Source organism: Agromyces sp. NPDC055661 (assembly GCF_053618135.1).
Genome location: NZ_JBSHHC010000002.1, coordinates 1,116,603 through 1,139,234, shown reverse-complemented (window position 1 = coordinate 1,139,234; position 22,632 = coordinate 1,116,603). Strand labels below are relative to the sequence as shown.

Below are 22,632 nucleotides of genomic sequence, written 5' to 3'. Positions count from 1 at the left end.
ACGACGAGAGCGCCCCGAGCCGCGAGGTCTCGCCGAGCCCGCCGCCGTCAGCCGAGCTCGGACAGCCAGGCCCGCGCCGACGCCTCCCACTTCGCGTAGTGATCGGGGCGCGCGGAGAGCTGCACCGCCTGGGCCGCCTGGGTGACCGACATGCCCTCCCAGCCGACGATGTCGAGCAGGCCGCTCGTGCGACCGGGATTCGGGTTCGCCGCGCCGCCGTAGAACGCGGTCGTCGCGCGCACGGGGTCGAGCACCTCCTCGGGCGTGCCCCAGCCCTCGCTCGGCCGCTGCTGGAAGAGGCCGAGCGAGTCGCCGTCGCCGTGGTGCAGGTTCCGCAGGCCCGACTCCTGCGCGGCGGCCGCGAGCGCGATCACGATGCCCTGGTCGGGCACGCCGAGGGCGCGTCCGAGGTCGATGACGATCCGCGCGTTCGCCCGCATCTCGTCGGTGAGCGGCACGCTCACGGACGCGACCGGCGCGGGCTCGGCGGGCGCAGCGTCGGCGCGCGCGGGGTCGGCGGACTCGGCGGGGGGCGCGGGTGGCGGCACCGGCTGCGTCTGCGACGGGTCGGCCAGCGGCAGCACGACGGTCTCGCCGGGGAAGATCAGGCTCGTCGGCCCGAGGCCGTTGGCGCTCAGCACGTCGGCGGAGTCGAGTCCGTACGCGGCGGCGATGCTGCTCACGGTGTCGCCCTCGACGACGACGTGGCGCGCGATCTCGGGCGCGGACGGCGGCGAGTGGGCGGGCGCCGATCCGCCCTCGGAGCCGCCGGGGAGCGCGAGCCGCTGGCCGGGGAAGATGAGGCTCGACCAGCCGAGCCCGTTCGCGGCGAGCACCTCGGCGGTCGCGAGCCCGAAGCGCTCGGCGATGCCGCTCACGGTGTCGCCCTCGACCACGACGTACTCGGGCGGCGCCGGCACGGAGGCGGGGACCGCGGCGCCGGCGCGGGGCGCCGAGCCCACCGACTTCGGCTTCAGTTGCCGCTTCGGGAGCGGTGCGGGCGCGGCGTCGGCCGGCTGCACGATGCCCAGGGTCACCGCGACGGTGCTCACGACGGCGATCGGCACGGCGAGCACCGAGCGGATGCCGCGACGCCCCGCTCCTCCGGTCGCGGCGCCGGTACGGCGCGAACGCCCCCAGCGAACCGCCTCCGTGCCGTCCGACATGATCCCCCCTCGGGCCGGACCCCCTCGTCCGTCGCCAACGTCCCACAGGGGGTGGGGCGAGTCAACGACCTCGCCGCGAGTCCCCGGACTCCGGGTCGAACGGCTCCGCGCGTCGCGGCGGGGGTGCTTCCGATGCGCCGCATTCCTCTGGCAGGCTGGTCCCGTGACCGACGACGACCAGATCGAGTGGCTGACCGTTCCCGACCTCGTCGAGCTGCTCGGGCAGACCCCGAGCCGCATCCGCAAGCTCATCGACGACCGCCACCTGCTGGCGGCGCGCGTCGACGGCGTGCTGAAGGTGCCGGCGTCCTTCCTCCGCGACGACGCGCCGCTGCCCGAGCTGCACGGTACCGCCGTGGTGCTCGCCGACGCCGGCTTCAGCGACGCCGAGGCGCTCGAGTGGCTGATCGGCGAGGACGACAGCCTCGGCACGAGCCCCATTGCCGCGCTGCGCGCGGGTCGCAAGTCCGAGGTGCGCCGGGTCGCCCAGGCCCTGGCCTGACCCGGAACGGCTGCAGCGCGACCGCGCGATCGGGCGCCCGCCTCCGGGTCAGCTCGTGCGGCGCGTCACGGCCCTCGCGAGCGAGCCGAGCTCGGCGCGCGCGTCGCGGCTGATCGGGGCCTCTTCGAGCACCGCCGTCGCACGAGCGACGTTGTCGGCGATCATGGCCTCGATCTCCTCCACGGCGCCGCACTCGGAGATCGTGCGCTGCAGCATCCGCACCTGGTCGGCGCCGAGGTCGGGATCGCCGAGCAGTTCGTCGAGAAGCCGGCGCTGCCCGGGCGCCAGCCGTTCGCGTGCGATCGCGACGAGCATCGTGCGCTTGCCCTCGCGGAGGTCGTCGCCGCTCGGCTTGCCGGTGACCTCGGGGTCGCCGAAGACGCCGAGCAGGTCGTCGCGCAGCTGGTACGCGATGCCGAGTGGGAGGCCGAACCCCCGCAACGCCGCGAGCTGCGCCGCGGACGCGCCGGCCAGCGCGCCGCCGATGACGAGTGGCGACTCGATCGAGTACTTCGCCGACTTGTAGACGATCACGCGCTCGGCGCGGGTGCGCTGCTCCGCCTCGGGCTGCACGAGCCAGGCCCGCTCCTCGAGGATGTCGAGGTACTGCCCCGACGTCACCTCCGTGCGCATGCGCATGAACTCGGCGCGAGCGGCACGCGCCGCCTCGCGATCGGCCACCGCGTCCAGCCCGTCGCCGAGCAGCTCGTCGCTCCAGCCGAGGAGGAGGTCGCCGAGCAGGATCGCCGACGCGCGTCCGAAGTCCGCCGAGCCGCCCGCCCAGCCCGACTCGGCGTGCAGCGACTCGAAGAGCCGGTGCGCCGAGGGGGCTCCGCGACGGGTGTCGGAATTGTCGATGATGTCGTCGTGCACGAGCGCCGCGGCGTGGAACAGCTCGAGGGCCGAGGCGGCCGAGACGACGGGGTAATGATCGCGCCCGCGGTCGGACTCGAACGGGTCGGACCCGCGCCCCGCGACCGCCTCCCACCCCCAGTAGCAGAACAGCGCCCGGAAGCGCTTGCCGCCGCTGAGAAAGCGCCTTGAGAACTCGTCGAGCGGGTCGAGGTCGGGGCTGATGGAGCGGAGAATGGAAGTGCGTTCAGCGAGGAAGTCCTCGATGCGCGTTTGGACCAGATCGACGAGCCGGGAACCACGAGCCACGCGCCTAGCCTAGCGAGGCGACGCGGCGCTAGAATGACCACGGATGCGTCGATCCCGAGCCTGAGGGGAATGAGATGCCGCTTTCAGAGCAGGAGCAACGTCTTCTCGAGGAGATGGAGCGCAACCTCTATCGCAACGACGCGGATTTCGTGCATGCGGTGGGTGGCGTTCGGGGTCGTCGGCCGAACTACCGTTCCATCGTGCTCGGCGTGCTGCTCGCGGTCGCGGGCATCGGCGCCCTCATCGCCGGCGTCGCGCTCCAGCTGCTGATCGTCGGCGTCATCGGCTTCGCGCTCATGTTCGGCGGCGTGCTCCTGGCCATCACCCCCGGCAAGCGCGGCGCGGCCGCGCCGGCCCCGGCCGAGCCCACTTCGGGCTCGTCGAAGGGCAAGCGCTCGGGCGGCGGGTTCATGGACCGCCTGAACGACCGCTGGGACCGCAGGCAGGAGGGTCGGGACTAGCCGCCCTCCACTTCCCACCACCTCGACGGGTCGATCTTCGGATCGGCCCGTTTCTCGTCTCCTGAGCGGCGTCCGGATGCCCCGCATCGCCCGTCTCCGCCCCTGAAGCGGCCGGCAACGGAGCGTTTCCTCCCCGAAAACCTCCCGGGCGCGCCCGGTCTCCTCCCGGTTGGGCGAATTCCCTCCACTCCGCTCCACGATCGGATCACCCCGTATTCACAGGGATCTCACACCGCAGCGTGCCCGGAAACGAGCGAATGTCGTTGATCGGTGGATGAGAGTGGAGTAAAGTGGGGTCACCTGGATCCTGGCCGGAGGAAAGGGGGTGGCGCGATGTTCCTCGGAACCTACGAACCGAAGCTCGATGAGAAGGGTCGCGTCATTCTTCCGGCGAAGTTCCGGGAGGAGCTCTCGACCGGCCTCGTGCTCACGCGCGGGCAGGAGCGCTGCATCTACGTGTTCAGCGCACGGGAGTTCGAGCAGATGAGCGACAAGATCCGCCAGGCCCCCGTGACGAGCAAGCAGGCGCGCGACTACATGCGCGTCTTCCTCTCGGGGGCATCCGCGGAGACCCCCGACAAGCAGCATCGGGTCACCATCCCTGCCACGCTCCGCAGCTATGCGGGGCTGGACCGAGACCTCGCAGTCATCGGTGCCGGCAGCCGGGTGGAGATCTGGGATGCCGAGGCATGGCAGACATACCTCGCCGAGCAGGAGGCGGCCTTCGCGGAGACGGCGGAGGAGGTGATCCCCGGGCTGTTCTAGTCCCGGATTGCGACTCCCAGCCGTGCGCCTGATGCACTTCCCCGCACCAGGACGAACGGATGGGGATCGGAGTCCGGGAACCGGTCCCGAAGGAATCATGGACATCGAACGCATCCACACCCCCGTCATGCTCGAACGCACCGTCGAGCTGCTCGCTCCTGCCATCGAGGCGGAGGGCGCGGTCCTCGTCGATGCCACGCTCGGCATGGGCGGCCACAGTCGCGCGTTCCTCGAGCGGTTCCCGAAGCTCACGGTCATCGGCCTCGACCGCGACACCGACGCCCTCGCCATCGCGCGCGAGCGGCTCGCCGCGTTCGGCGACCGCGCCCGGTTCGTGCACACGGTCTACGACGGCATCGCCGAGGCGATCCGGTCCGAGGGCTTCGACGAGGTGCAGGGTGTGCTCTTCGACCTCGGCGTCTCGTCGCTGCAACTCGATCGCGCCGAGCGCGGGTTCGCCTACGCGAAGGATGCCCCGCTGGACATGCGGATGGACTCCACGCGGGGCCGCACCGCGGCCGACGTGATCGCCGAGTCGAGCGAGCAGGAGCTGCGCCGCATCTTCCAGGAGTACGGGGAGGAGAAGCTCGCCCAGCGCTACGCCCGGGCGATCGTCCGGGCGCGCGCCGAGGAGCCCATCACGCGCTCGGGGCAGCTCGTCGCGATCCTCACGGATGCCACGCCCGTCGCCGTGCAGCGTCAGGGGCACCCCGCCAAGCGGGTCTTCCAGGCGCTGCGCATCGAGGTGAACGAGGAGCTGTCCGTGCTCCAGCGCGCGATGCCGGCCGCGCTCGACTCGATCGCCCTCGGCGGCCGGATCGTCGTCCTGGCCTACCAGTCGCTGGAGGACCGCATCGTGAAGCGGGTGCTCGCGACGGCGTCCACCTCCTCGGCTCCTCCCGGCCTGCCGATGGAGCTGCCCGAGCACAAGCCGCAGTTCCGCCTCCTCGTCCGGGGCGCCGAGCTGGCGAGCGAATCCGAGCAGGCGGAGAACCCGCGTGCGAAGCCGGTGCGCCTGCGCGCCGCGGAACGAGTGAGGAGGCCGTCGTGACCGCACTGCCGGCCCAGTCCGCCCCCGCACCCCGGAAGACCCCCGCCCCGAAGCCCGAGCGACGCCTCCGTCCTGCGCCCGAACCCGGTCGCCGCGCGAAGCCCCGGCTGGCCTATGCCGTGATCGCGCTCGGCGGGGTCGGGCTCATCGTCGCCGTCCAGCTGCTGCTGTCGATCGCCGTCGCGCAGGGCGCGTACGAGATCGACGCCTTCCAGGTGCAGCAGGCGGAGCTCGCACGCGAGCACCAGAAGCTCTCCGAGGACCTCGACCGCGTCGAGTCCCCCCAGTACCTCGCGAGCAACGCCGAGGCGCTCGGCATGGTGCCGAACGCCGACCCGGTGTACCTGCGCCTGTCCGACGGGGCGGTGCTCGGCCAGCCGACGCCCGCGACCGGCGGCGCCGCTGCATCCGCCCCGCTCGTGCCCAATGCGCTCATCGACGGCGTGCCGCTCGTGACCGAGCAGCAGCAGGGGCAGACTCCGAACGGGGGGACCTCGGGGGAGGCGCCGGCGACCGCAGCCGATGCACCGCCGGTCGCCCCGCCGCCGCCCGCCGAAGGCCTCCCGACGCCCGCCACGCACTGATCCTCCGAGGAAAGGCTCGAATGAACGGCACCAGCCGCCACCCGATGCGCCGGATCCTCCTCGCCGCGGTCGTGCTGGTCGCGCTCGTCGGCGTGTTCGTGGTGCGGCTCGTCGACCTCCAGGTCGTGCGGGCAGCGGAGCTCAGCGAGGAGGCCGAGGGTCGACGCTCGACGTCGGTCACCGTGTACGGCGCGCGCGGCGACATCGTCGACCGCAACGGCACGGTCCTCGCCGACACCGTCATGCGGTACGACATCGCGGTGTCGCCGAAGAACGCGAACGCGGGGCCTGTCACGCGCGGGGAGCCCGATCCGAACGATCCGTCGAAGACCGTGCAGGTCGACGTGCCGCTCGAGCAGTCCGCGGCCGAGCTCGGCGCCGTCATCGGCCTGACGGGCGAGCAGGTGCAGCAGATCATCGCCGACTCGCTCGCCGAGAACGCCGAGTCGGACTTCGCCTACGTCGCCAAGCTCGTCGACACCGACACCTACGAGCGCGTGAAGGACCTCGGCATCCCGTGGGTCGTGCCGTGGGAGCACCCGAGCCGCTACTACCCGAACGGCGCAGTGGGCGGCAACCTGATCGGCTTCGTCGACCCCGACGGCAACGCCGTCGCCGGCCTCGAGTACTCCGAGGACGAGTGCCTCGCCGGGCAGGACGGGGCGTACAGCTACCTGCACAGCCTCGAGGACTGGGTGCAGATCCCGGGCACCGAGGTCGTCCACGAGCAGGCTCACGACGGCGGCACGCTGAAGCTCACGATCGACTCCGACCTGCAGTGGATGGTGCAGCGGATCGCCGAGGCGCAGGTGCAGGCCGTTGGCGCCGACTGGGCGACGGTCACGGTCATGGAGGCGAAGACCGGGCGGCTGCTCGCCGTCGCCGACGTGCCGACGGTCGATCCGAACGCGCCGTCGGCGACGGACTCGGCGAACCGTGGGTCGCGCGCGTTCACGGCGCCGTTCGAGCCCGGCTCGACGTTCAAGGCGCTCACCGCTGCATCCGTCATCGACGCCGGCAAGGCCGACCCGGTCAGCCAGATCGTCGCGCCCTACCGGTACCTGCCGCCGAACGGCGCGAACATCAACGACAGCGGATTCCACGGCGACGAGCGGCTCACGCTCACGGGCGTGCTCATCGAGTCGTCGAACACCGGCATGTCGCAGTTCGGCGAGCGGCTGAGCGACCAGGAGCGCTACGACGACATGCTCGCGTTCGGCCTGGGGGAGCGCACCGAGGTGGGCTTCCCGGGCGAGGAGCCGGGCGACCTCCACGGCGGCCCCGAGGGCTGGGACAACCAGACCAAGTACGCCACCATGTTCGGGCAGGGCCTCACGACGACCGCGGTGCAGATCGCGAGTGTGTACCAGACGATCGCCAACGGCGGCGTGCGGATGCCGGTTCGGCTCGTCGACGGATGCGGCGAAGACACCCCGGCGCAGTCCGAGGGCGAGCGCGTCATCTCGGCCGCCGCGTCGCAGCAGACGAGCGCCATGCTCGAGCGCGTGTACCTCGAGGGCTGGCTCGCCGACAAGTGGGAGATCCCGGGCTACCGCGTCGCCGCGAAGACCGGAACGGCGCAGGTTCCCGATGGGAACGGGGGCTACCTGAGCGGCTACCTCGTGTCGGTGTCGGGGTTCGCGCCGGCCGACGATCCCCAGTTCGTCGTTTCGGTGAGCATCATGAATCCCGTTAAGATGAACTCGTCCGCCGCATCCGCTCCCGTCTTCCAACAGGTGATGAGCCAGGTGCTGAAGAAGTATCGGACCGTTCCATCCGGCGCCCCGGCGCCCGAGTTGCCAGCCACCTGGTGAGAAAGTTGGGTTCGTGACCGGATCGCCTCCAACGGCCCTCCGGCCGCAGCATCCGAGCCCTCGATCGCTTCACGGCCTGGCCGAGACGTTCGACCTCGACGTGCGCGGCGACATCGACGACCTCGAGGTCACCGGCGTCGTGCTCAACTCCGGGGCCGTCCGCCCCGGGGACCTCTACGTCGGCGTGCCCGGCCGCAACGCGCACGGCGCGTCGTTCGCCGCGGCCGCCCGCGACGGCGGCGCCGTGGCCGTGCTCACCGACCCGGCCGGGGTCGACCTCGCCGCCGAGTCGGGCCTGCCGCTCCTCGTCACCCCCGACGCCCGCGCCGCGCTCGGCGAGGTCGCCGCCTGGATCCACCGCACCGCCGACAACCCCGCCACGCTCTTCGCCGTGACCGGCACGAACGGCAAGACGAGCGTCGTGTACCTCCTCTACGGCATCCTGCGCCAGCTCGGCGTGGTCGCCGGCCTCACGTCGACTGCCGAGCGCCGCATCGGCGACGAGGCGGTCACGAGCTCGCTGACGACCCCCGAGGCGAGCGAGCTGCACGCCCTGCTCGCGCGCATGCAGGAGGTCGACGTGCGCGCCGTCGGCATCGAGGTCTCCGCGCAGGCGCTCTCGCGGCACCGCGTCGACGGACTCGTGTTCGACGTCGTCGGCTTCACGAACCTGTCGCACGACCACCTCGACGACTACGCGTCGATGGACCTGTACTTCGAGGCGAAGCGCGAGCTGTTCCAGCCCGAGCGCTCGCGCCGGGGCGTCGTCACGATCGACTCCGACTGGGGCCGTCGCCTCGTCGCCGAGTCGCGAATCCCCGTCACGACCCTCTCGACCGACCCCGAGGTCGACGCGGACTGGCGCCTCCAGGTGCTCGAGGAGACCGCGACGTACACCTCGTTCGTGCTCGAAGGTCCGGGCGGACGACGCCTCGAGACCCGCGTGCCGCTGCTCGGCTGGTACATGGCGGCGAACGCCGCCCTCGCGATCGTCATGCTCGTCGAATCGGGCTACGACCTCGAGCAGGTCGCGCACGTGCTCGAGCGCGACGGCGGCATCGACGCGTACATCCCGGGGCGCGCCGAGCGCATCTCGGGGGAGCGCGGGCCGCTCGTCTACATCGACTACGGGCACAGCCCCGACGCGTTCCTGCAGACGCTCGGCGCCATCCGCCGGTTCACGACGGGCCGCGTCGTCATGGTGTTCGGCGCCGACGGCGACCGCGACACCACGAAGCGCGCCGAGATGGGCGCGATCGCCGCCCGCGGCGCCGACGTCGTCGTGATCACCGACTTCCACCCGCGGTGGGAGGACCCGGCCGCCATCCGCGCCGCGCTCATCGCGGGCGCCCGCGAGGCCGTGCCAGATCGCGAGGTCCACGAGATCGCGGATCCGCGCGAGGCGTTCCGCGCCGCGGTCGCCCTGGTCGGCGAGGGGGACGCGATCCTCTACGCCGGACCGGGCCATGAGGACTACCACGAGGTGAAGGGCGTGAAGATCCCGTACTCAGCCAGAGACGACGCGAAGCAGGCACTGCGCGAGGCGGGCTGGGACGCATGATCTCCCTCACCCTCGCCGAGATCGCCTCGGCGGTCGACGGCATGCTGCACCTCCAGGGCACGGATGCCACGGCCGCCACGGTCGTCGACGGCGTCGTGACCACCGACTCCCGCGAGGTCGGGTCGGGTGACGTGTTCTTCGCCAAGCGCGGCGAGTTCGACGACGGGCACCGGTTCGCGCCGGCCGCCGTCGAGCAGGGCGCAGCATTGCTCGTCGTCGAGCGGGTCCTCGAGCTTCCCGTCCCGCAGGTCGTCGTCGCCGACTCGGTCGACGCGCTCGGTGCCCTCGCCACCGAGGTCGTGCGTCGCGTGCGGGCGCGCGGGCGCCTGCGGATCGTCGGCGTCACCGGCTCGAACGGCAAGACCACGACGAAGAACCTGCTCCGCGAGATCCTCACCGCGCAGGGCGACACCGTCGCATCGCGCAAGTCGTTCAACAACGAGGTCGGCGGCCCGATCACGGCGCTCGAGCTCACCGACGACACCGAGTTCCTCGTCGCCGAGATGGGCGCGTCGGCCGTCGGCGAGATCGCCCGGCTCGTGCGCATGGCGCACCCCGACATCGGCGTCGTGCTGAAGGTCGGCCTCGCGCACGCCGGCGAGTTCGGCGGCATCGAGCAGACCGTGCGCGCCAAGTCCGAGATGGTGACCGAGCTCACGGCCGACGAGGTCGCCGTGCTCAACGCCGACGACCCGCGCGTCGCCTCGATGGCCGACGTCACCGCGGCCCGCGTCGTGTGGTTCGGACTCGGCGAGCGCGCCGACGTGCGGGCGACCGACCTGGTCGTGCACGCGCGCGGCACGGAGTTCACGGTCACGGCTCCCGGCGGGGCATCCGCCCGCGTGCGCTTCGGCGTGCTCGGCGAGCACCACATCATGAACGCCCTCGCGGCCACCGCCGCGGCGCTCGAGCTCGGCGTGCCGCTGCCGGCGATCGTCGCGGCGCTCGAGACCGTGACGCTCGCCGAGCGCTGGCGCATGGAGGTCATGGGCGGGCGCGACGACGTCACGATCATCAACGACGCCTACAACGCGAGCCCCGACTCGATGTCGGCCGCGCTCAAGACGCTGGCGCAGGTCCAGGAGCCGGGCACGCGCACCATCGCCGTGCTCGGCGAGATGAGCGAGCTCGGCGAGTTCTCGGGCGAGGAGCACGACCGCATCGGCCTGCTCGCCGTGCGGCTCGGCATCTCGCAGCTCGTCGTGGTGGGGCCCGGCGCGCGTCGCCTCCACATCACGGCCATCAACGAGGGGTCGTGGGACGGCGAGTCCGCCTACGTCGAGACCGCCGACGAGGCGTTCGACCTCGTGACCTCGATCGCCCGGCCGGGCGACACCGTGCTGGTGAAATCGTCGAACTCGGCGGGTCTCCGCCTGCTCGGCGACCGACTGGGAGAATGGTTCGCATGAGCGGCGGCGCAGCACTGACGATCCGCCTGCTCGGCGACCGATTTGGAGAATGGTTCGCGTGAGAGCTCTGCTGACCGCCGGAGCGTTGTCGCTCGCCTTCACGCTGTTCCTCACGCCGCTGTTCATCCGGCTGTTCACGCGCATCGGATGGGGCCAGTTCATCCGCGACGACGGGCCGAAGAGCCACCACGTCAAGCGCGGCACGCCCACGATGGGCGGCATCATCTTCATCCTCGGCAGCCTGTTCGGCTACTTCGGGGCGACGTTCCTCGTGAGCGGCGAGCCGCCGACCGCGTCGGCCATGCTCATCCTGTTCATGATGGTCGGGCTCGGCATCGTCGGGTTCATCGACGACTTCCTGAAGACCCGCAAGAAGCAGAGCCTCGGCCTCGGCGGATGGGCGAAGATCCTCGGCCAGGTCGTGGTGGCGACGGCGTTCGCGCTGCTCGCGCTGCAGTTCCCGAACGACCACGCGGTCACGCCGGCGAACACGAGCATCTCGTTCATCCGCGACCTGCCGCTCGACTTCATGGTGTTCGGCACGATCGTCGGCGTGATCCTCTACGTCATCTGGATCTGTCTCCTCACGGTCGCGGCGTCGAACGGCGTGAACGTCACCGACGGCCTCGACGGCCTGGCGGGCGGCGCGTCGATCCTGGCCATCGGCTCGTTCGTCATCATCGGCTTCTGGCAGTTCAACCAGTCGTGCTTCAGCGAGAACCTCAATCCGAGCGACGCGTACCGCTGCTACGAGGTGCGCGACCCGCTCGACATCGCGATCGTGGCGACGGCCATCGTCGGCGGCCTCATCGGCTTCCTCTGGTGGAACACGAACCCCGCGCACATCTACATGGGCGACACCGGTTCGCTCGCGCTCGGCGGCGCCCTCGCGGCGCTCGCGATCGTGAGCCACACCGAGCTGCTCCTGCTCCTCATCGGCGGCCTCTTCGTCATCGAGACCGGCTCGGTCATCGTGCAGCGGGCGTACTTCAAGCTCTCGGGCGGCAAGCGCGTGTTCCTCATGAGTCCGATCCACCACCACTTCGAGCTCAAGGGCTGGGCCGAGGTCACGATCGTCGTGCGGTTCTGGATCATCGCCGGCCTGTTCGTGGCGGCCGGCGTCGGGAGCTTCTACTTCGAATGGCTGCAGAGTTGACCGATCCGGATGCCGCGCGCATCGCCGCCCGGCTCGAGACCCTCACGAGCTGGAACGCCGACTGGCGCGGGCTCCGCGTCGCGGTGCTCGGACTCGGCGTCACCGGGTTCGCCGTCGCGGACACGCTGACCGAGCTCGGCGCGGACGTGCTGGTGCTCGCACCGGCCGTCGACGACGACCGCGCCCGCATCCTCGAGGTCATCGGGGCTCGGCTGGTGCGGCATCCGCTCGACGCGGTGCCCGACGAGCTCGTCGCGTTCGAGCCCGAGCTCGTCGTCGCGTCGCCCGGCTTCCACCCCGATCACCCCGTGCTCGAGTGGGCGTCCGCGAACGACGTCGCCGTCTGGGGCGACATCGAGCTCGCCTGGCGCGTGCGCGACAAGGTGAACGCCGCCGAGTGGATCCTCGTGACCGGCACGAACGGCAAGACCACGACCGTGCAGCTCGCCGCCACGTTCCTCGCGGCCAACGGCCTGCGCGCGGCGCCGTGCGGCAACATCGGCGTGCCCGTGCTCGACGCCGTCCGCGACCCGGGCGGGTTCGACGTGCTCGTGGTCGAGCTGTCGAGCTACCAGCTGCACCACCTCCCGAAGACGGGGCCGGGGGCGCTGCATCCGTGGGCCAGCGTGTGCCTCAACATCGCCGACGACCACCTCGACTGGCACGGCTCGGCCGAGGCGTACCGCGCGGCGAAGGCCACCGTCTACGAGAACACGAAGGTCGCCTGCGTCTACAACCGCGCCGACGAGGCGACCATGCACATGGTCGAGGAGGCCGACGTCGAGGAGGGCGCCCGCGCTATCGGGTTCGGGCTCGACGTGCCGGGGCCGAGCGACTTCGGCGTCGTCGAGGGGATCCTCTGCGACCGGGCGTTCCTCGAGGAGCGGCGCACCGCCGCGCTCGAGATCGTCACGGTGTCCGAGCTCGAGCCGCACGGGCTGTCGGCACCGCACGTCGTGCAGAACATCCTCGCGGCGTCCGCCCTCGCGCGCTCGTACGGCGTGCCCGTGGGCGTCATCCACGACGCGCTGGGGGAGTTCCGGCTCGACGCCCACCGCATCGAGACGGTCGCGGTGGCCGGCGGCATCCGCTGGATCGACGACTCCAAGGCCACCAACCCGCACGCGGCCGAGGCGTCGCTGCGCGCGTTCGGCCGCGTCGTCTGGATCGTGGGCGGCCTGCTCAAGGGCGTCGATGCGGACGCGCTCGTCGCCGCGCACGCCAGCCGGCTGCGCGCCGCGATCGTGATCGGCGTCGACCGGGCCGCGCTCGTCACGGCGTTCCGGCGACACGCGCCCGAGCTGCCCCTCTTCGAGGTGGCCACCGACGACACTGAGACGGTGATGCCCGAGGCGGTCGCGCTGGCCGCCGCCGTGGCGGAAGAGGGGGACACGGTCCTGCTCGCTCCCGCCGCGGCGTCCATGGATCAGTTCGCCGACTACGCCGACCGAGGCCGGCGGTTCCACGAGGCGGTCAGGGCGAGGCTGGGAGGTGAGGCGGATGGCGACTCCGCCCCGCACGGCCCGACCCCCGAAGGCTGAGGCCGCGGGCGTCTCCGCCGCCCGCATCCGGCTCGGGCGCGTCTTCCGCGTCGAGTCGAAGGACTACTTCCTGCTGCTCGGCACGACGATATTCCTCGTGGTGTTCGGCCTCGTGATGGTGCTGTCGTCGTCGTCGGTCGAGTCGAACCTCGAGGATGGCGGGTTCTTCGTGCAGGCCCAGCGGCAGGGCCTGTACGCGCTGTTCGGCGTGCCGATCATGCTCATCGCGAGTCGGATGCCCGAACGCGCGTGGATGGTGGCCGCCTGGCCGCTGCTGCTCGTGTCGTGCGTGCTGCAGCTGCTCGTCGTCGCGACGCCGCTCGGCATCACGGTGGGCGGCAACACGAACTGGCTCGCCATCGGCGGCGTGCAGTTCCAGCCGTCGGAGCTCATCAAGGTCGCGCTCGTGATCTGGCTCGGCCTCATCGTCACGAAGAAGCAGGGGCTCCTCGACGACTTCGGGCGGGGCATCCTGCCGATCCTCCTCGTCGGTGGCGGCGCGATCGGACTCGTGCTCCTCGGCGGCGACCTCGGCACCGTCATGATCATGGGCGCGATGCTCATCGGCGCGCTCTTCCTCATCGGGGTGCGCCTTCGGCTCCTGCTGCCGGTCGTGCTCCTCGGCGGCGTCGTCTTCGTGATCGTCGCGGTGTCGAGCGACAGCCGGATGCGTCGCATCACCGCGTTCCTGCAGGAGAACTGCACGCAGTTCGACAACGACGACTGCTGGCAGATCCAGCACGGCCGGTTCGCGCTCGCCAACGGCGGGATCTTCGGCGTCGGGCTCGGCAACTCGACCGCGAAGTGGTCGTGGCTGCCCGCGGCCGACAACGACTTCATCTTCGCGATCATCGGCGAGGAGCTCGGCCTCATCGGCGCGGTCGTCGTGATCGGCCTGTTCGTGCTGCTCGCGATCGCGTTCGCGCGCGTGCTGCGCGCGGCGCGCACGCCGTTCGCGAAGGCGGTGACCGCAGCCGTCCTGGTGTGGGTCGTCGGTCAGGCCTGTGTCAATATCGGTGTCGTGCTCGGAGTCTTCCCCGTCCTCGGCGTCCCCCTCCCACTCGTCTCTGCGGGCGGCACCGCCCTGCTCACGACGCTCTTCGCGATCGGCGTGGTGCTGTCGGTGGCGCGCGACCCCGAGGCATCCGTGCGTGCGGCCGCTCGCGCGCAGGCCCGCACCACGGCCCGATCGACCGGACGGCCGGCGCGATGACCACGTACCTGCTGGCCGGCGGAGGGACCGCCGGCCACGTGAATCCGCTGCTCGCCGTCGCCGACCGGCTCCGCGAGCGGAACCCCGACGACGAGGTGCTCGTGCTCGGCACCGCGGAGGGGCTCGAGTCCCGGCTCGTGCCCCAGCGCGGCTACGAGCTGCTCACGATCGCGAAGGTCCCGTTCCCGCGCCGTCCGAACCGCGCGGCCGTGGCGTTCCCCTCGCGCTTCCGCCGGTCGATCGACGACGTGCGGTCGATCATCGAGGAGCGCGGCGTCGACGTCGTCGTCGGCTTCGGCGGCTACGTCGCCACGCCCGCCTACCTCGCGGCGCGCCGCGCCGACGTGCCGGTCGCCATCCACGAGGCCAACGCGAAGCCCGGGCTCGCGAACCGGCTCGGCTCGCGGTGGGCCGCGGGCGTCGGCGTCGCGTTCGGCGGCACGCCCCTGAAGCACGCGGAGGTCGTCGGCATGCCGCTGCGCCGCGAGATCGAGGTGCTCGACCGGGCGGGCCTCCGCGAGGAGGCCGCCGCGCTGTACGGGCTCGACCCGGGGCGCCCGGTCCTGCTCGCGACGGGCGGCTCCCTCGGGGCACGGCGCATCAACCGCACCATGGTGGCGAGCGCCGCGGCCCTCGCGGCCACCGGCTGGCAGGTGCTGCACATCACGGGCGCGTCGTCCGACGTGGAGGACCCCGGCCTGCCCGACTACCGCATGGTCGAGTACGCCGACCGCATGGACCTCGCGCTCGCCCTGGCCGACTTCGCCGTGTCCCGCGCGGGCGCCGCGACCGTGAGCGAGCTCGCCGCGCTCGGCATCCCGGCGGTGTACGTGCCGTACCCGGTCGGCAACGGCGAACAGCGGTTCAACGCGGCCGACGTGGTCGGCGCGGGCGGCGGCGTCCTCGTCGACGACGCCGACTTCACGCCCGAGTGGGTGGCGACCGAGCTCGTGCCGCTGCTCGGCGATCGCGGCCGGGTCGACGCCATGGCCGCGGCCGCGGCATCCGTCGGCCATCGCGACGGCACCGACCGGATGGTGGCGCTCGTCGACGCGGCACTCGGCGGGGGTGCCGGCGACTCGGCCGGCAGCGCGTAACGTTGAGTGAGCGGATGCCGCGGCATCCGCCACCCGCCGACCGGACCGCATCGAACGCAACGCACGCATCGCTTCGCACCCATCGCCCCGAGGAAGAACCGCCGCAGTGACCATCAAGCCCGACCCCACCGCCCAGATCCCCGCCGACCTCGGCGCCGTGCACTTCGTCGGCATCGGCGGCTCGGGCATGAGCGGCATCGCCCGACTCGTGCTGGGCGACGGGCACCGGGTCACCGGATCCGACGTGCGCGACTCCGCGAACATCGGGGCGCTGCGCGAGCTCGGTGCCGTGGTCGCCATCGGGCACGACGCCGCGAACCTGCCCGACGACGTCGACACGGTCGTCGTGACGGGCGCGCTCTGGCAGGACAACCCCGAGTACCAGCTCGCGCTGCAGCGCGGCCTGCCCGTGCTGCACCGGTCGCAGGCGCTCGCGGCGCTCATCTGCGGCCGGCGCCTCGTCTCGGTCGCGGGCGCGCACGGCAAGACCACCTCGACCGGCATGATCGTGACGGGCCTGCTCGAGCTCGGCGAGGACCCGAGCTTCGTGAACGGCGGCGTGATCGCGGACCTCGGCGTGAGCTCGGCCGCGGGCGACGCCGAGCTGTTCGTCGTCGAGGCCGACGAGTCCGACGGCTCGTTCCTGCTCTACGACACCTCGATCGCGCTCATCACGAACGTCGACCCCGACCACCTCGACCACTACGGCTCGCGCGACGCGTTCGAGCAGGCGTTCGTCGACTTCGCCGACCGCGCGCGCGAGCTCGTCGTCATCTCGTCCGACGACCCTGGGGCGACGCGCGTGCGCGAGCGGCTCTCGCACGGCACTGTCGTCACGTTCGGCGAGGCGGCGGATGCCACGGTGCGCGTGCACTCCGTCGAGACCGACGGTCCCGTGGCCTTCGCGATCGACTACGACGGCGCGACCTACACCGCGCGCCTGCGCATCCCCGGACGCCACAACGCGATCAACGCGGTGGGCGCGTTCGCCGTGCTCGTCGGCCTCGGCCACGACCCGGCCGCGGCGCTCGCGGGCATCGAGAAGTTCGGCGGCACCGGCCGGCGCTTCGAGCTGCACGGCACCGTCGGCGGCGTGAGCGTCTACGACGACTACGCGCACCACCCGACCGAGGTCGCCGCCGCCCTGGCCGCGGCGCGCACCGTCGTGGGCGACGGTCGCATCATCGCGGTCCACCAGCCGCACACCTACAGTCGCACCCAGGCCTTCGCGCAGGAGTTCGCCGACGTGCTCGAGCAGTACGCCGACGAGACCGTCGTGCTCGACGTGTACGGCGCCCGCGAGGACCCCGTGCCCGGCGTGACCGGCGCGCTCGTCAGCGAGCGGTTCGCGGACGCCTCGAAGGTCGCGTTCATCGTCGACTGGCAGGAGGCCGCCGACCACACGGCGAAGATCGCACGCGACGGCGACTTCGTGATCACGCTCGGCTGCGGCGACGTCTACCGCATCGTGCCGCAGCTGCTCGGCTCGCTCGAGCGGGAGCGCGAGTGAGGATGCCCCGCGCGTGAAGCGCCCCCAGGGCTTCGACCGGGCTCCCGCGCCGCGGGCGGCCGACCGCGGGGCGGTGCGGGGCCAGGGCACGTCGTCGCCCGATGCGGCGACGTCGTCGGCTGCTGCGGCGCCGGTCGGGCGGGCGATCTCGCCGCCCGCCGCCGACCGCACCTCCACCGAGCCGATCCCTGTGGTCGTCGGCGCCCCGGTTCGTCCCACCGCCGCGAACCCCGTCGTGACTCCGCCGGCGCCCGCGGTGTCGCGACCGTCGTCTGCGACGAGCGCGACCGAGGTGCTGCCCGACCTGCGCGATCTCGGCGACCCGCGGCGGCCGGCCGGATCGCCGGACGCGGCCGACGTGCGCGGTCCCGCCGGCGACGGCGTCGGGAGAGCCGCCGACGAGCCTCGCAGTCCCCGCGCCGCGAAGCGCGCCCTGGCCGCCGCGGCACGCGAGCGACGCCGCTACGAGCGCCAGGAGGTGCGCCGCTTCACCAAGCGTTCGCGTCGCCGCCGGATCACCTGGGCCGTGGCCGTCGGCGCCGTGCTCGCCGTCGTCGCGGTGGTCGGCATCGGCGCGTACTCCCCGCTCATGGCCCTGCGCGAGGTGCGCGTCGAGGGCGCGCAGCGCATCCCGGCCGATCAGGTGCAGGGCGCATTCGCGACGCTGCTCGGCACGCCGCTCCCGCTCATCGACGGCGCCGAGGTGCAGGCCGCGCTCGAGCGCTTCCCGCTCATCGAGACGTACGCGACCGAGACGATCCCGCCCGGCACCCTGGTGGTGCGCATCGTCGAGCGCACGCCGGTGGGCGTGATCGACACCGGGTCGGGGCTCGAGCTCGTCGACGGCGCGGGCGTCGTGATCGAACGCCCCGACGAGCGCCCCCCAGGCCAGCCGCTCATCGAGGTCGAGGGCGGCGTGGCGGGCGCGGGCTTCCGCGCCGTCGCGGGAGTGGTGCGGAGCCTTCCGGCCGACGTGCGGTCGCAGCTCGCGCGCGCCACCGCGGACACCGCCGACGACGTGCGCCTCGAGCTGGAGGGCGGCGCGAGCGTCGTGTGGGGGAGCGCGGAGGAGTCCGCGCTGAAGGCCACGGTGCTCGCCGCGCTCATGCGCGCGGCGCCGCCCGACACCGTCGCGCAGTACGACGTGTCGGCGCCGACGAGCCCCGTGACGTCCTGAGCGCCGACGACTCCTGATCGCCGATCGGGGTCGAACGGGAGCCGGATGGTGCTCGAGGCGGGCCGATCGCAGCGTCCTTCGCCGACGGTTCGCGACACGCGGGGCGTCATTGCCGAGCCGTGCGCGGCAGGCACCTACCTTCGAATCAGGAATTGCATACTCAGCAAAACTTTAACCCTCGACTAGAGGTTCAAGGTTCAGAGTTCGCACGGAGGGCCGGAGATGTCGACTAACCAGAACTACCTCGCAGTGATCAAGGTCGTCGGCATCGGCGGCGGCGGTGTCAACGCCGTCAACCGCATGATCGAGCTCGGCCTGCGGGGAGTCGAGTTCATCGCGATCAACACCGACGCGCAGGCCCTGCTCATGTCCGACGCGGACGTCAAGCTCGACGTCGGCCGCGACCTGACCCGTGGCCTCGGCGCGGGTGCCGACCCGGAGGTCGGACGGCGTGCCGCGGAGGACCACGCGGAGGAGATCGAGGAGGCGCTCGCGGGCGCCGACATGGTCTTCGTCACCGCGGGCGAGGGCGGCGGCACCGGCACGGGCGGCGCTCCCGTCGTCGCGCGCATCGCGAAGTCGATCGGAGCCCTCACCATCGGCGTCGTGACGAAGCCGTTCGGCTTCGAGGGCAAGCGGCGCCAGACGCAGGCCGAGCAGGGCGTGGCCCGCCTGAAGGAGGAGGTCGACACCCTCATCGTCGTGCCCAACGACCGCCTGCTCGAGATCAGCGATCGCGGGATCTCGATGCTCGAGGCGTTCGCCACGGCCGACCAGGTGCTCCTCGCCGGTGTCCAGGGCATCACCGACCTCATCACGACCCCCGGCCTGATCAACCTCGACTTCGCCGACGTGAAGTCCGTCATGCAGGGCGCGGGCTCCGCCCTCATGGGCATCGGGTCCTCGCGCGGCGCCGACCGGGCGATCAAGGCCGCGGAGCTCGCCGTCGCGAGTCCGCTGCTCGAGGCATCGATCGACGGCGCCCACGGCGTGCTGCTCTCGATCCAGGGCGGCTCGAACCTCGGCATCTTCGAGATCAACGACGCGGCGCGCCTCGTCCAGGAGGCCGTGCACCCCGAGGCGAACATCATCTTCGGCGCCGTCATCGACGACACCCTCGGCGACGAGGTCCGCGTCACGGTCATCGCGGCGGGCTTCGACGGTGGCGAGCCGAACGCGAAGCAGCCGGTCGAGGCGAGGCGGACGAACTTCGTGCCGGCCGCGGTCGGGGCGGCGGTCGGCGGAGCCGCCGTCGGCGGGTCATCGCTCGGCGGCTCGTCGCTCGGCGGCGAGGCCGCCGACGTGATCGGCGAGATCGACATCGACGAGCTCGTCGAGACCGCCAACTGGGGCGAGGCGCCGACGGCGGCCGCCGACCAGATCGTCTCGGATCCCGCGTTCGAGGACGACGGCGACGACCTCGACATCCCCGACTTCCTCAAGTGATGCCCGAGCGGCGGGTCGTGCGGAGAGGTCCATGAACGACCTCGCCGAACGGCTCGCCTCGGTGCAGGGCAGCATCGCGGATGCCGCGCGGGACGCCGGCCGGAACCCGCACGAGGTGACCACCATCGTCGTGACGAAGTTCCAGCCGGTGTCGCTCATCCGCGACCTCGTTGAGCTCGGCGTGCACGACATCGGCGAGAACCGGCACCAGGAGGCGCAGCAGAAGGCCGCCGAGCTCGCCGACGTCGACGTGCGCTGGCACTTCGTCGGGCAGCTGCAGGGCAAGAAGGCGCGGCAGGTGCGTGCCTACGCGTCGGCGATCCACTCTGTCGACCGGACGTCGCTCGTCGACGCGCTGCGGTCCGACGAGGCATCCGTCGACTGCTTCGTGCAGGTGAACCTGACCGACGACCCGAAGCGCGGGGGCGTGCAGCCCGACGACCTCGACGCGCTCGTGGAGCACGTGCTCGCCACGCCGGGCCTCCGGCTGCGCGGGCTCATGGCGGTCGCGCCGCTCGGCGAGCCGCCGCGTCCGGCGTTCGCCCGGGTGCGCCTGCTGTCGGAGCGCGTGCAGCGGATCGCACCCGAGGCGGGCTCGCTGTCCATGGGGATGTCCCACGATTTCCGGGACGCCATCTTGGAGGGCGCGACACACCTGAGGATCGGCACGGCAATCACCGGCAATCGGCCGGATGCCGGTTAGCCTCGAAGAGACGGATCGAAGACGGAGGCAGCGATGTCGAACCCGCTCAAGAAGACCATGGTCTACCTCGGACTCGCCGATGAGGAGCTCGAGCACGAGGCAGCCCAGGCCGCGCCGGCGCCCGCTGCACCGATCGTGCACGCGGCGGCACCAGCCCCCGCACCCAAGACCGGAGCGGCCGTGACGCCGCTTCGCAAGCACCAGGTACCCCCGAGCACACCGCAGGCGGAGATGAACGAGATCCTCACCGTGCACCCGCGTCAGTACCGTGACGCGCAGGTCATCGCCGAGTCCTTCCGAGAGGGAGTACCCGTCATCATCAACCTCTCGCAGATGTCGGACGGCGACGCGCGTCGCCTGATCGACTTCGCGAGTGGACTTTCGCAGGGCCTCTACGGCAAGATCGAACGGGTGACGAGCAAGGTGTTCCTGCTCTCGCCGGCCCACGTCGTGGTGTCGGGCGAGGCGGGCGAGGCCGACGGAGACGTCGACGCGTCCTTCTTCACCCACGCGTAGCCGCTTGTGGGCGCACTGGCCGTCGTCTGGAACATCCTCTACACGCTCCTGCTCATCTACTTCTTCGTGATGTGGGCGCGGTTCGTGCTCGATCTGGTGCGCACGTTCAATCGCACCTGGCGTCCGCGCGGATTCTGGCTCGTGCTGGTGGAGGTCATCTACAGCGTCACGGATCCGCCCGTGCGCTTCTTCCGGCGGCTCGTGCCGCCGATACGCATCGGCCAGGTCGCACTCGACCTCGGGTGGAGCCTGGCCATGCTGCTCGTCATCGTCGCCATGACCGTCGTGTCCTGGCTGGCGGCCGGAGCCGCGGCATCCGGCTGACGATCTCCTGCGAGGGTGGCACGCCGTGACGTTCGGCACTGCGGCCCTCATGAGGTCTTTGCTACCGTTAGCAGAACGTGATCGAAACGGTCCGACAGATTCGAGGGATGGGAAGCCATGGCGCTAACTCCGGAAGATGTGGTCAACAAGCGCTTCCAGGCGACGAAGTTCCGGGAGGGCTACGACCAGGACGAGGTCGATGACTTCCTCGACGAGGTCGTCGTCGAGCTCCGCCGGCTGAACGGCGAGAACGAGGAGCTGCGCCAGCGCCTGGCCGCGGCCGAGGCCCGTGCCGCGGACGCGTCGAAGGCCGCTCCCGCTGCGCCGGCCCCCGCCGCGGTCTACACCGAGCCGGCCGCCCCGCCGCCCACCGTCGCCGTGCCGACGCAGGCGCCCGCCGCGCCGCAGTCCGAGCTCGACGAGCAGACCTCGACCACGAACCTCCTGCAGCTCGCCCGCCGCCTCCACGAAGAGCACGTGCGCGAGGGCATCGAGAAGCGCGACGCGCTGATCGCCGAGGGCCACGCCACCGCCGCGCGCGTCGTCGCCGAGGCCGAGGCCAAGCAGCGCCAGCAGATGGGCATCCTCGACCAGGAGCGCATCGCGCTCGAGAAGCGCGTCGACGAGCTCCGCGTGTTCGAGCGCGACTACCGCGCCAAGCTGAAGAGCTACATCGAGGGCCAGCTGCGCGACCTCGACACCGCCGCGCCGGTGCAGGTCTCGGGCAACCAGGGCTTCTCCTCGGGCATCCCCGCCGAGCAGACCCCCGCTCCGACCTTCCAGGGCTTTGGCGGCTGAGCGGGCCGCGAAGGTCGGCACCACCGCTGCGCTCCTCATCCTGCTCGGCGCCGCCCTCGCGGTCTACGGGCTCGACCAGCTGAGCAAGTACCTCGTCGTCACGAACCTCACCGAGGGCGAGGTCGTGCAGGTGCTCGGACCGGTGCTGCAGTGGCAGTTCGTGCGCAACCCCGGTGCGGCCTTCTCGCTCGCGAGCGGAATGACGTGGATCTTCACGATCCTCGCGGCCGGCGTCATCACGTTCATCGTGTGGTTCGCCCGCCGCATCCACTCCGTCGCGTGGGCGCTCGTCTTCGGGCTCCTGCTCGGCGGCGTGCTGGGCAACCTCACCGATCGGCTCCTCCGTGAGCCGAGCTTCGGACTCGGCCACGTGATCGACTTCATCTCGACCCCGTGGATGCTGCCGGCGATCTACAACGTCGCCGACATCTCCATCGTGTCGAGCATGGTGCTCTTCATGATCCTCACGATCCGGGGCGTCGGCCTCGACGGCACCCGCGAGTCGAAGCGATCGGATGCCGCGCGCGACGCGGAGGCCGAGGTCGACGCCGAGGCGGGCTCCGGTCCCGACGCGGCGGCACCCGGTGCGGCGACGGCCGACGGCGTCGACCGCGCTCCCGCCACGGGCGACGGCAGGACCCCGCTCGCGGGCACGCAGCTCGCCGCCGAGTCCTGAG

The 22,632-nt window shown here is 71.8% G+C and carries 22 protein-coding genes; 20 read left to right on the top strand and 2 right to left on the bottom strand.

The annotated features are described in order from the left end of the window. Positions 1-47 precede the first annotated feature (47 nt). Complete coding sequence (locus ACWGO8_RS18840; RefSeq protein WP_452044471.1) at positions 48-1,166, bottom strand: LysM peptidoglycan-binding domain-containing protein; 1,119 nt, start codon at positions 1,164-1,166, stop codon at positions 48-50. 163 nt (positions 1,167-1,329) lie between these two features. On the opposite strand from ACWGO8_RS18840, the gene ACWGO8_RS18835 reads away from it, so the two are divergent. Next, the gene (locus ACWGO8_RS18835; protein ID WP_452044470.1) at positions 1,330-1,668 is read left to right on the top strand and encodes an Rv2175c family DNA-binding protein; all 339 of its coding nucleotides are present in this window, start codon (positions 1,330-1,332) and stop codon (positions 1,666-1,668) included. A 48-nt stretch (positions 1,669-1,716) separates the two neighbouring features. On the opposite strand, the gene ACWGO8_RS18830 is transcribed toward ACWGO8_RS18835, so the two are convergent. After that, positions 1,717-2,829 carry a polyprenyl synthetase family protein gene (locus tag ACWGO8_RS18830; protein WP_452044469.1) on the bottom strand — a complete coding sequence of 371 codons (1,113 nt, stop codon included), beginning with the start codon at positions 2,827-2,829 and terminating at the stop codon, positions 1,717-1,719. A 74-nt stretch (positions 2,830-2,903) separates the two neighbouring features. On the opposite strand from ACWGO8_RS18830, the gene ACWGO8_RS18825 reads away from it, so the two are divergent. The 19 genes from ACWGO8_RS18825 (at position 2,904) to lspA (ending at position 22,631) form a co-directional block, all read left to right on the top strand. Then, a complete protein-coding gene (locus tag ACWGO8_RS18825) occupies positions 2,904-3,290 on the top strand; it encodes a DUF3040 domain-containing protein (RefSeq protein WP_376954471.1) in 387 nt (128 codons plus the stop codon). Between the two features lie 333 nt (positions 3,291-3,623). Beyond that, the gene (mraZ, locus tag ACWGO8_RS18820; protein ID WP_148735185.1) at positions 3,624-4,055 is read left to right on the top strand and encodes a division/cell wall cluster transcriptional repressor MraZ; all 432 of its coding nucleotides are present in this window, start codon (positions 3,624-3,626) and stop codon (positions 4,053-4,055) included. Between the two features lie 97 nt (positions 4,056-4,152). Then, positions 4,153-5,106 carry a 16S rRNA (cytosine(1402)-N(4))-methyltransferase RsmH gene (gene rsmH / locus ACWGO8_RS18815; protein WP_452044468.1) on the top strand — a complete coding sequence of 318 codons (954 nt, stop codon included), beginning with the start codon at positions 4,153-4,155 and terminating at the stop codon, positions 5,104-5,106. Beyond that, on the top strand, positions 5,103-5,690 hold the full coding sequence (locus tag ACWGO8_RS18810; protein ID WP_452044467.1) for a hypothetical protein: 588 nt from the start codon (positions 5,103-5,105) through the stop codon (positions 5,688-5,690). The genes rsmH and ACWGO8_RS18810 overlap by 4 nt, the downstream gene beginning before the upstream one ends. A 20-nt stretch (positions 5,691-5,710) precedes the next feature. Continuing rightward, positions 5,711-7,504, top strand: coding sequence for a peptidoglycan D,D-transpeptidase FtsI family protein (locus tag ACWGO8_RS18805; protein WP_452044466.1), 1,794 nt, complete (start codon positions 5,711-5,713; stop codon positions 7,502-7,504). Positions 7,505-7,517: 13 nt separating this feature from the next. Then, a complete protein-coding gene (locus tag ACWGO8_RS18800; RefSeq protein ID WP_452044465.1) occupies positions 7,518-9,065 on the top strand; it encodes a Mur ligase family protein in 1,548 nt (515 codons plus the stop codon). Continuing rightward, the gene (locus tag ACWGO8_RS18795; protein ID WP_452044464.1) at positions 9,062-10,474 is read left to right on the top strand and encodes a UDP-N-acetylmuramoyl-tripeptide--D-alanyl-D-alanine ligase; all 1,413 of its coding nucleotides are present in this window, start codon (positions 9,062-9,064) and stop codon (positions 10,472-10,474) included. The genes ACWGO8_RS18800 and ACWGO8_RS18795 overlap by 4 nt, the downstream gene beginning before the upstream one ends. 58 nt (positions 10,475-10,532) lie before the next feature. Further along, complete coding sequence (gene mraY / locus ACWGO8_RS18790) at positions 10,533-11,630, top strand: phospho-N-acetylmuramoyl-pentapeptide-transferase (protein WP_376954479.1); 1,098 nt, start codon at positions 10,533-10,535, stop codon at positions 11,628-11,630. Then, complete coding sequence (gene murD / locus ACWGO8_RS18785) at positions 11,615-13,171, top strand: UDP-N-acetylmuramoyl-L-alanine--D-glutamate ligase (protein WP_452044463.1); 1,557 nt, start codon at positions 11,615-11,617, stop codon at positions 13,169-13,171. The genes mraY and murD overlap by 16 nt, the downstream gene beginning before the upstream one ends. After that, positions 13,131-14,384 carry a putative lipid II flippase FtsW gene (gene ftsW / locus ACWGO8_RS18780; protein WP_452044462.1) on the top strand — a complete coding sequence of 418 codons (1,254 nt, stop codon included), beginning with the start codon at positions 13,131-13,133 and terminating at the stop codon, positions 14,382-14,384. Before murD ends, ftsW begins: the two co-directional genes overlap by 41 nt. Beyond that, on the top strand, positions 14,381-15,481 hold the full coding sequence (locus tag ACWGO8_RS18775; protein WP_452044461.1) for a UDP-N-acetylglucosamine--N-acetylmuramyl-(pentapeptide) pyrophosphoryl-undecaprenol N-acetylglucosamine transferase: 1,101 nt from the start codon (positions 14,381-14,383) through the stop codon (positions 15,479-15,481). The genes ftsW and ACWGO8_RS18775 overlap by 4 nt, the downstream gene beginning before the upstream one ends. A gap of 106 nt (positions 15,482-15,587) precedes the next feature. After that, complete coding sequence (gene murC / locus ACWGO8_RS18770) at positions 15,588-16,991, top strand: UDP-N-acetylmuramate--L-alanine ligase (RefSeq protein WP_452044460.1); 1,404 nt, start codon at positions 15,588-15,590, stop codon at positions 16,989-16,991. A gap of 13 nt (positions 16,992-17,004) precedes the next feature. Next, a complete protein-coding gene (locus ACWGO8_RS18765; protein ID WP_452044459.1) occupies positions 17,005-18,168 on the top strand; it encodes an FtsQ-type POTRA domain-containing protein in 1,164 nt (387 codons plus the stop codon). 222 nt (positions 18,169-18,390) lie between these two features. After that, positions 18,391-19,614, top strand: a complete 1,224-nt coding sequence (gene ftsZ / locus ACWGO8_RS18760; RefSeq protein ID WP_452044458.1) for a cell division protein FtsZ — start codon at positions 18,391-18,393, stop codon at positions 19,612-19,614. A 31-nt stretch (positions 19,615-19,645) separates the two neighbouring features. Next, positions 19,646-20,317: a YggS family pyridoxal phosphate-dependent enzyme gene (locus tag ACWGO8_RS18755; RefSeq protein ID WP_452044457.1), complete on the top strand. Its 672-nt coding sequence runs from the start codon at positions 19,646-19,648 to the stop codon at positions 20,315-20,317. 33 nt (positions 20,318-20,350) lie between these two features. Continuing rightward, positions 20,351-20,833: a cell division protein SepF gene (locus ACWGO8_RS18750; protein WP_376954489.1), complete on the top strand. Its 483-nt coding sequence runs from the start codon at positions 20,351-20,353 to the stop codon at positions 20,831-20,833. 6 nt (positions 20,834-20,839) lie between these two features. Continuing rightward, positions 20,840-21,157, top strand: a complete 318-nt coding sequence (locus tag ACWGO8_RS18745; RefSeq protein ID WP_376954490.1) for a YggT family protein — start codon at positions 20,840-20,842, stop codon at positions 21,155-21,157. 117 nt (positions 21,158-21,274) lie between these two features. Continuing rightward, positions 21,275-21,955, top strand: a complete 681-nt coding sequence (locus ACWGO8_RS18740; protein WP_452044456.1) for a DivIVA domain-containing protein — start codon at positions 21,275-21,277, stop codon at positions 21,953-21,955. Further along, entirely contained in the window at positions 21,945-22,631 is a 687-nt protein-coding gene (gene lspA / locus ACWGO8_RS18735) for a signal peptidase II (RefSeq protein WP_452044455.1), read from the top strand. Before ACWGO8_RS18740 ends, lspA begins: the two co-directional genes overlap by 11 nt. Position 22,632: the final 1 nt, after the last annotated feature.

What these genes read in the sequence shown, in the direction of transcription:
- ACWGO8_RS18840 (WP_452044471.1), bottom strand. Translation starts at nt 1,166, where the DNA reads ATGTCGGACGGCACGGAGGCGGTTCGCTGGGGGCGTTCGCGCCGTACC.
- ACWGO8_RS18825 (WP_376954471.1), top strand. Translation starts at nt 2,904, where the DNA reads ATGCCGCTTTCAGAGCAGGAGCAACGTCTTCTCGAGGAGATGGAGCGC.
- mraZ (WP_148735185.1), top strand. Translation starts at nt 3,624, where the DNA reads ATGTTCCTCGGAACCTACGAACCGAAGCTCGATGAGAAGGGTCGCGTC.
- rsmH (WP_452044468.1), top strand. Translation starts at nt 4,153, where the DNA reads ATGGACATCGAACGCATCCACACCCCCGTCATGCTCGAACGCACCGTC.
- ACWGO8_RS18805 (WP_452044466.1), top strand. Translation starts at nt 5,711, where the DNA reads ATGAACGGCACCAGCCGCCACCCGATGCGCCGGATCCTCCTCGCCGCG.
- ACWGO8_RS18795 (WP_452044464.1), top strand. Translation starts at nt 9,062, where the DNA reads ATGATCTCCCTCACCCTCGCCGAGATCGCCTCGGCGGTCGACGGCATG.
- murD (WP_452044463.1), top strand. Translation starts at nt 11,615, where the DNA reads ATGGCTGCAGAGTTGACCGATCCGGATGCCGCGCGCATCGCCGCCCGG.
- ftsW (WP_452044462.1), top strand. Translation starts at nt 13,131, where the DNA reads ATGGCGACTCCGCCCCGCACGGCCCGACCCCCGAAGGCTGAGGCCGCG.
- ACWGO8_RS18775 (WP_452044461.1), top strand. Translation starts at nt 14,381, where the DNA reads ATGACCACGTACCTGCTGGCCGGCGGAGGGACCGCCGGCCACGTGAAT.
- ftsZ (WP_452044458.1), top strand. Translation starts at nt 18,391, where the DNA reads ATGTCGACTAACCAGAACTACCTCGCAGTGATCAAGGTCGTCGGCATC.
- ACWGO8_RS18755 (WP_452044457.1), top strand. Translation starts at nt 19,646, where the DNA reads ATGAACGACCTCGCCGAACGGCTCGCCTCGGTGCAGGGCAGCATCGCG.
- ACWGO8_RS18750 (WP_376954489.1), top strand. Translation starts at nt 20,351, where the DNA reads ATGTCGAACCCGCTCAAGAAGACCATGGTCTACCTCGGACTCGCCGAT.
- ACWGO8_RS18740 (WP_452044456.1), top strand. Translation starts at nt 21,275, where the DNA reads ATGGCGCTAACTCCGGAAGATGTGGTCAACAAGCGCTTCCAGGCGACG.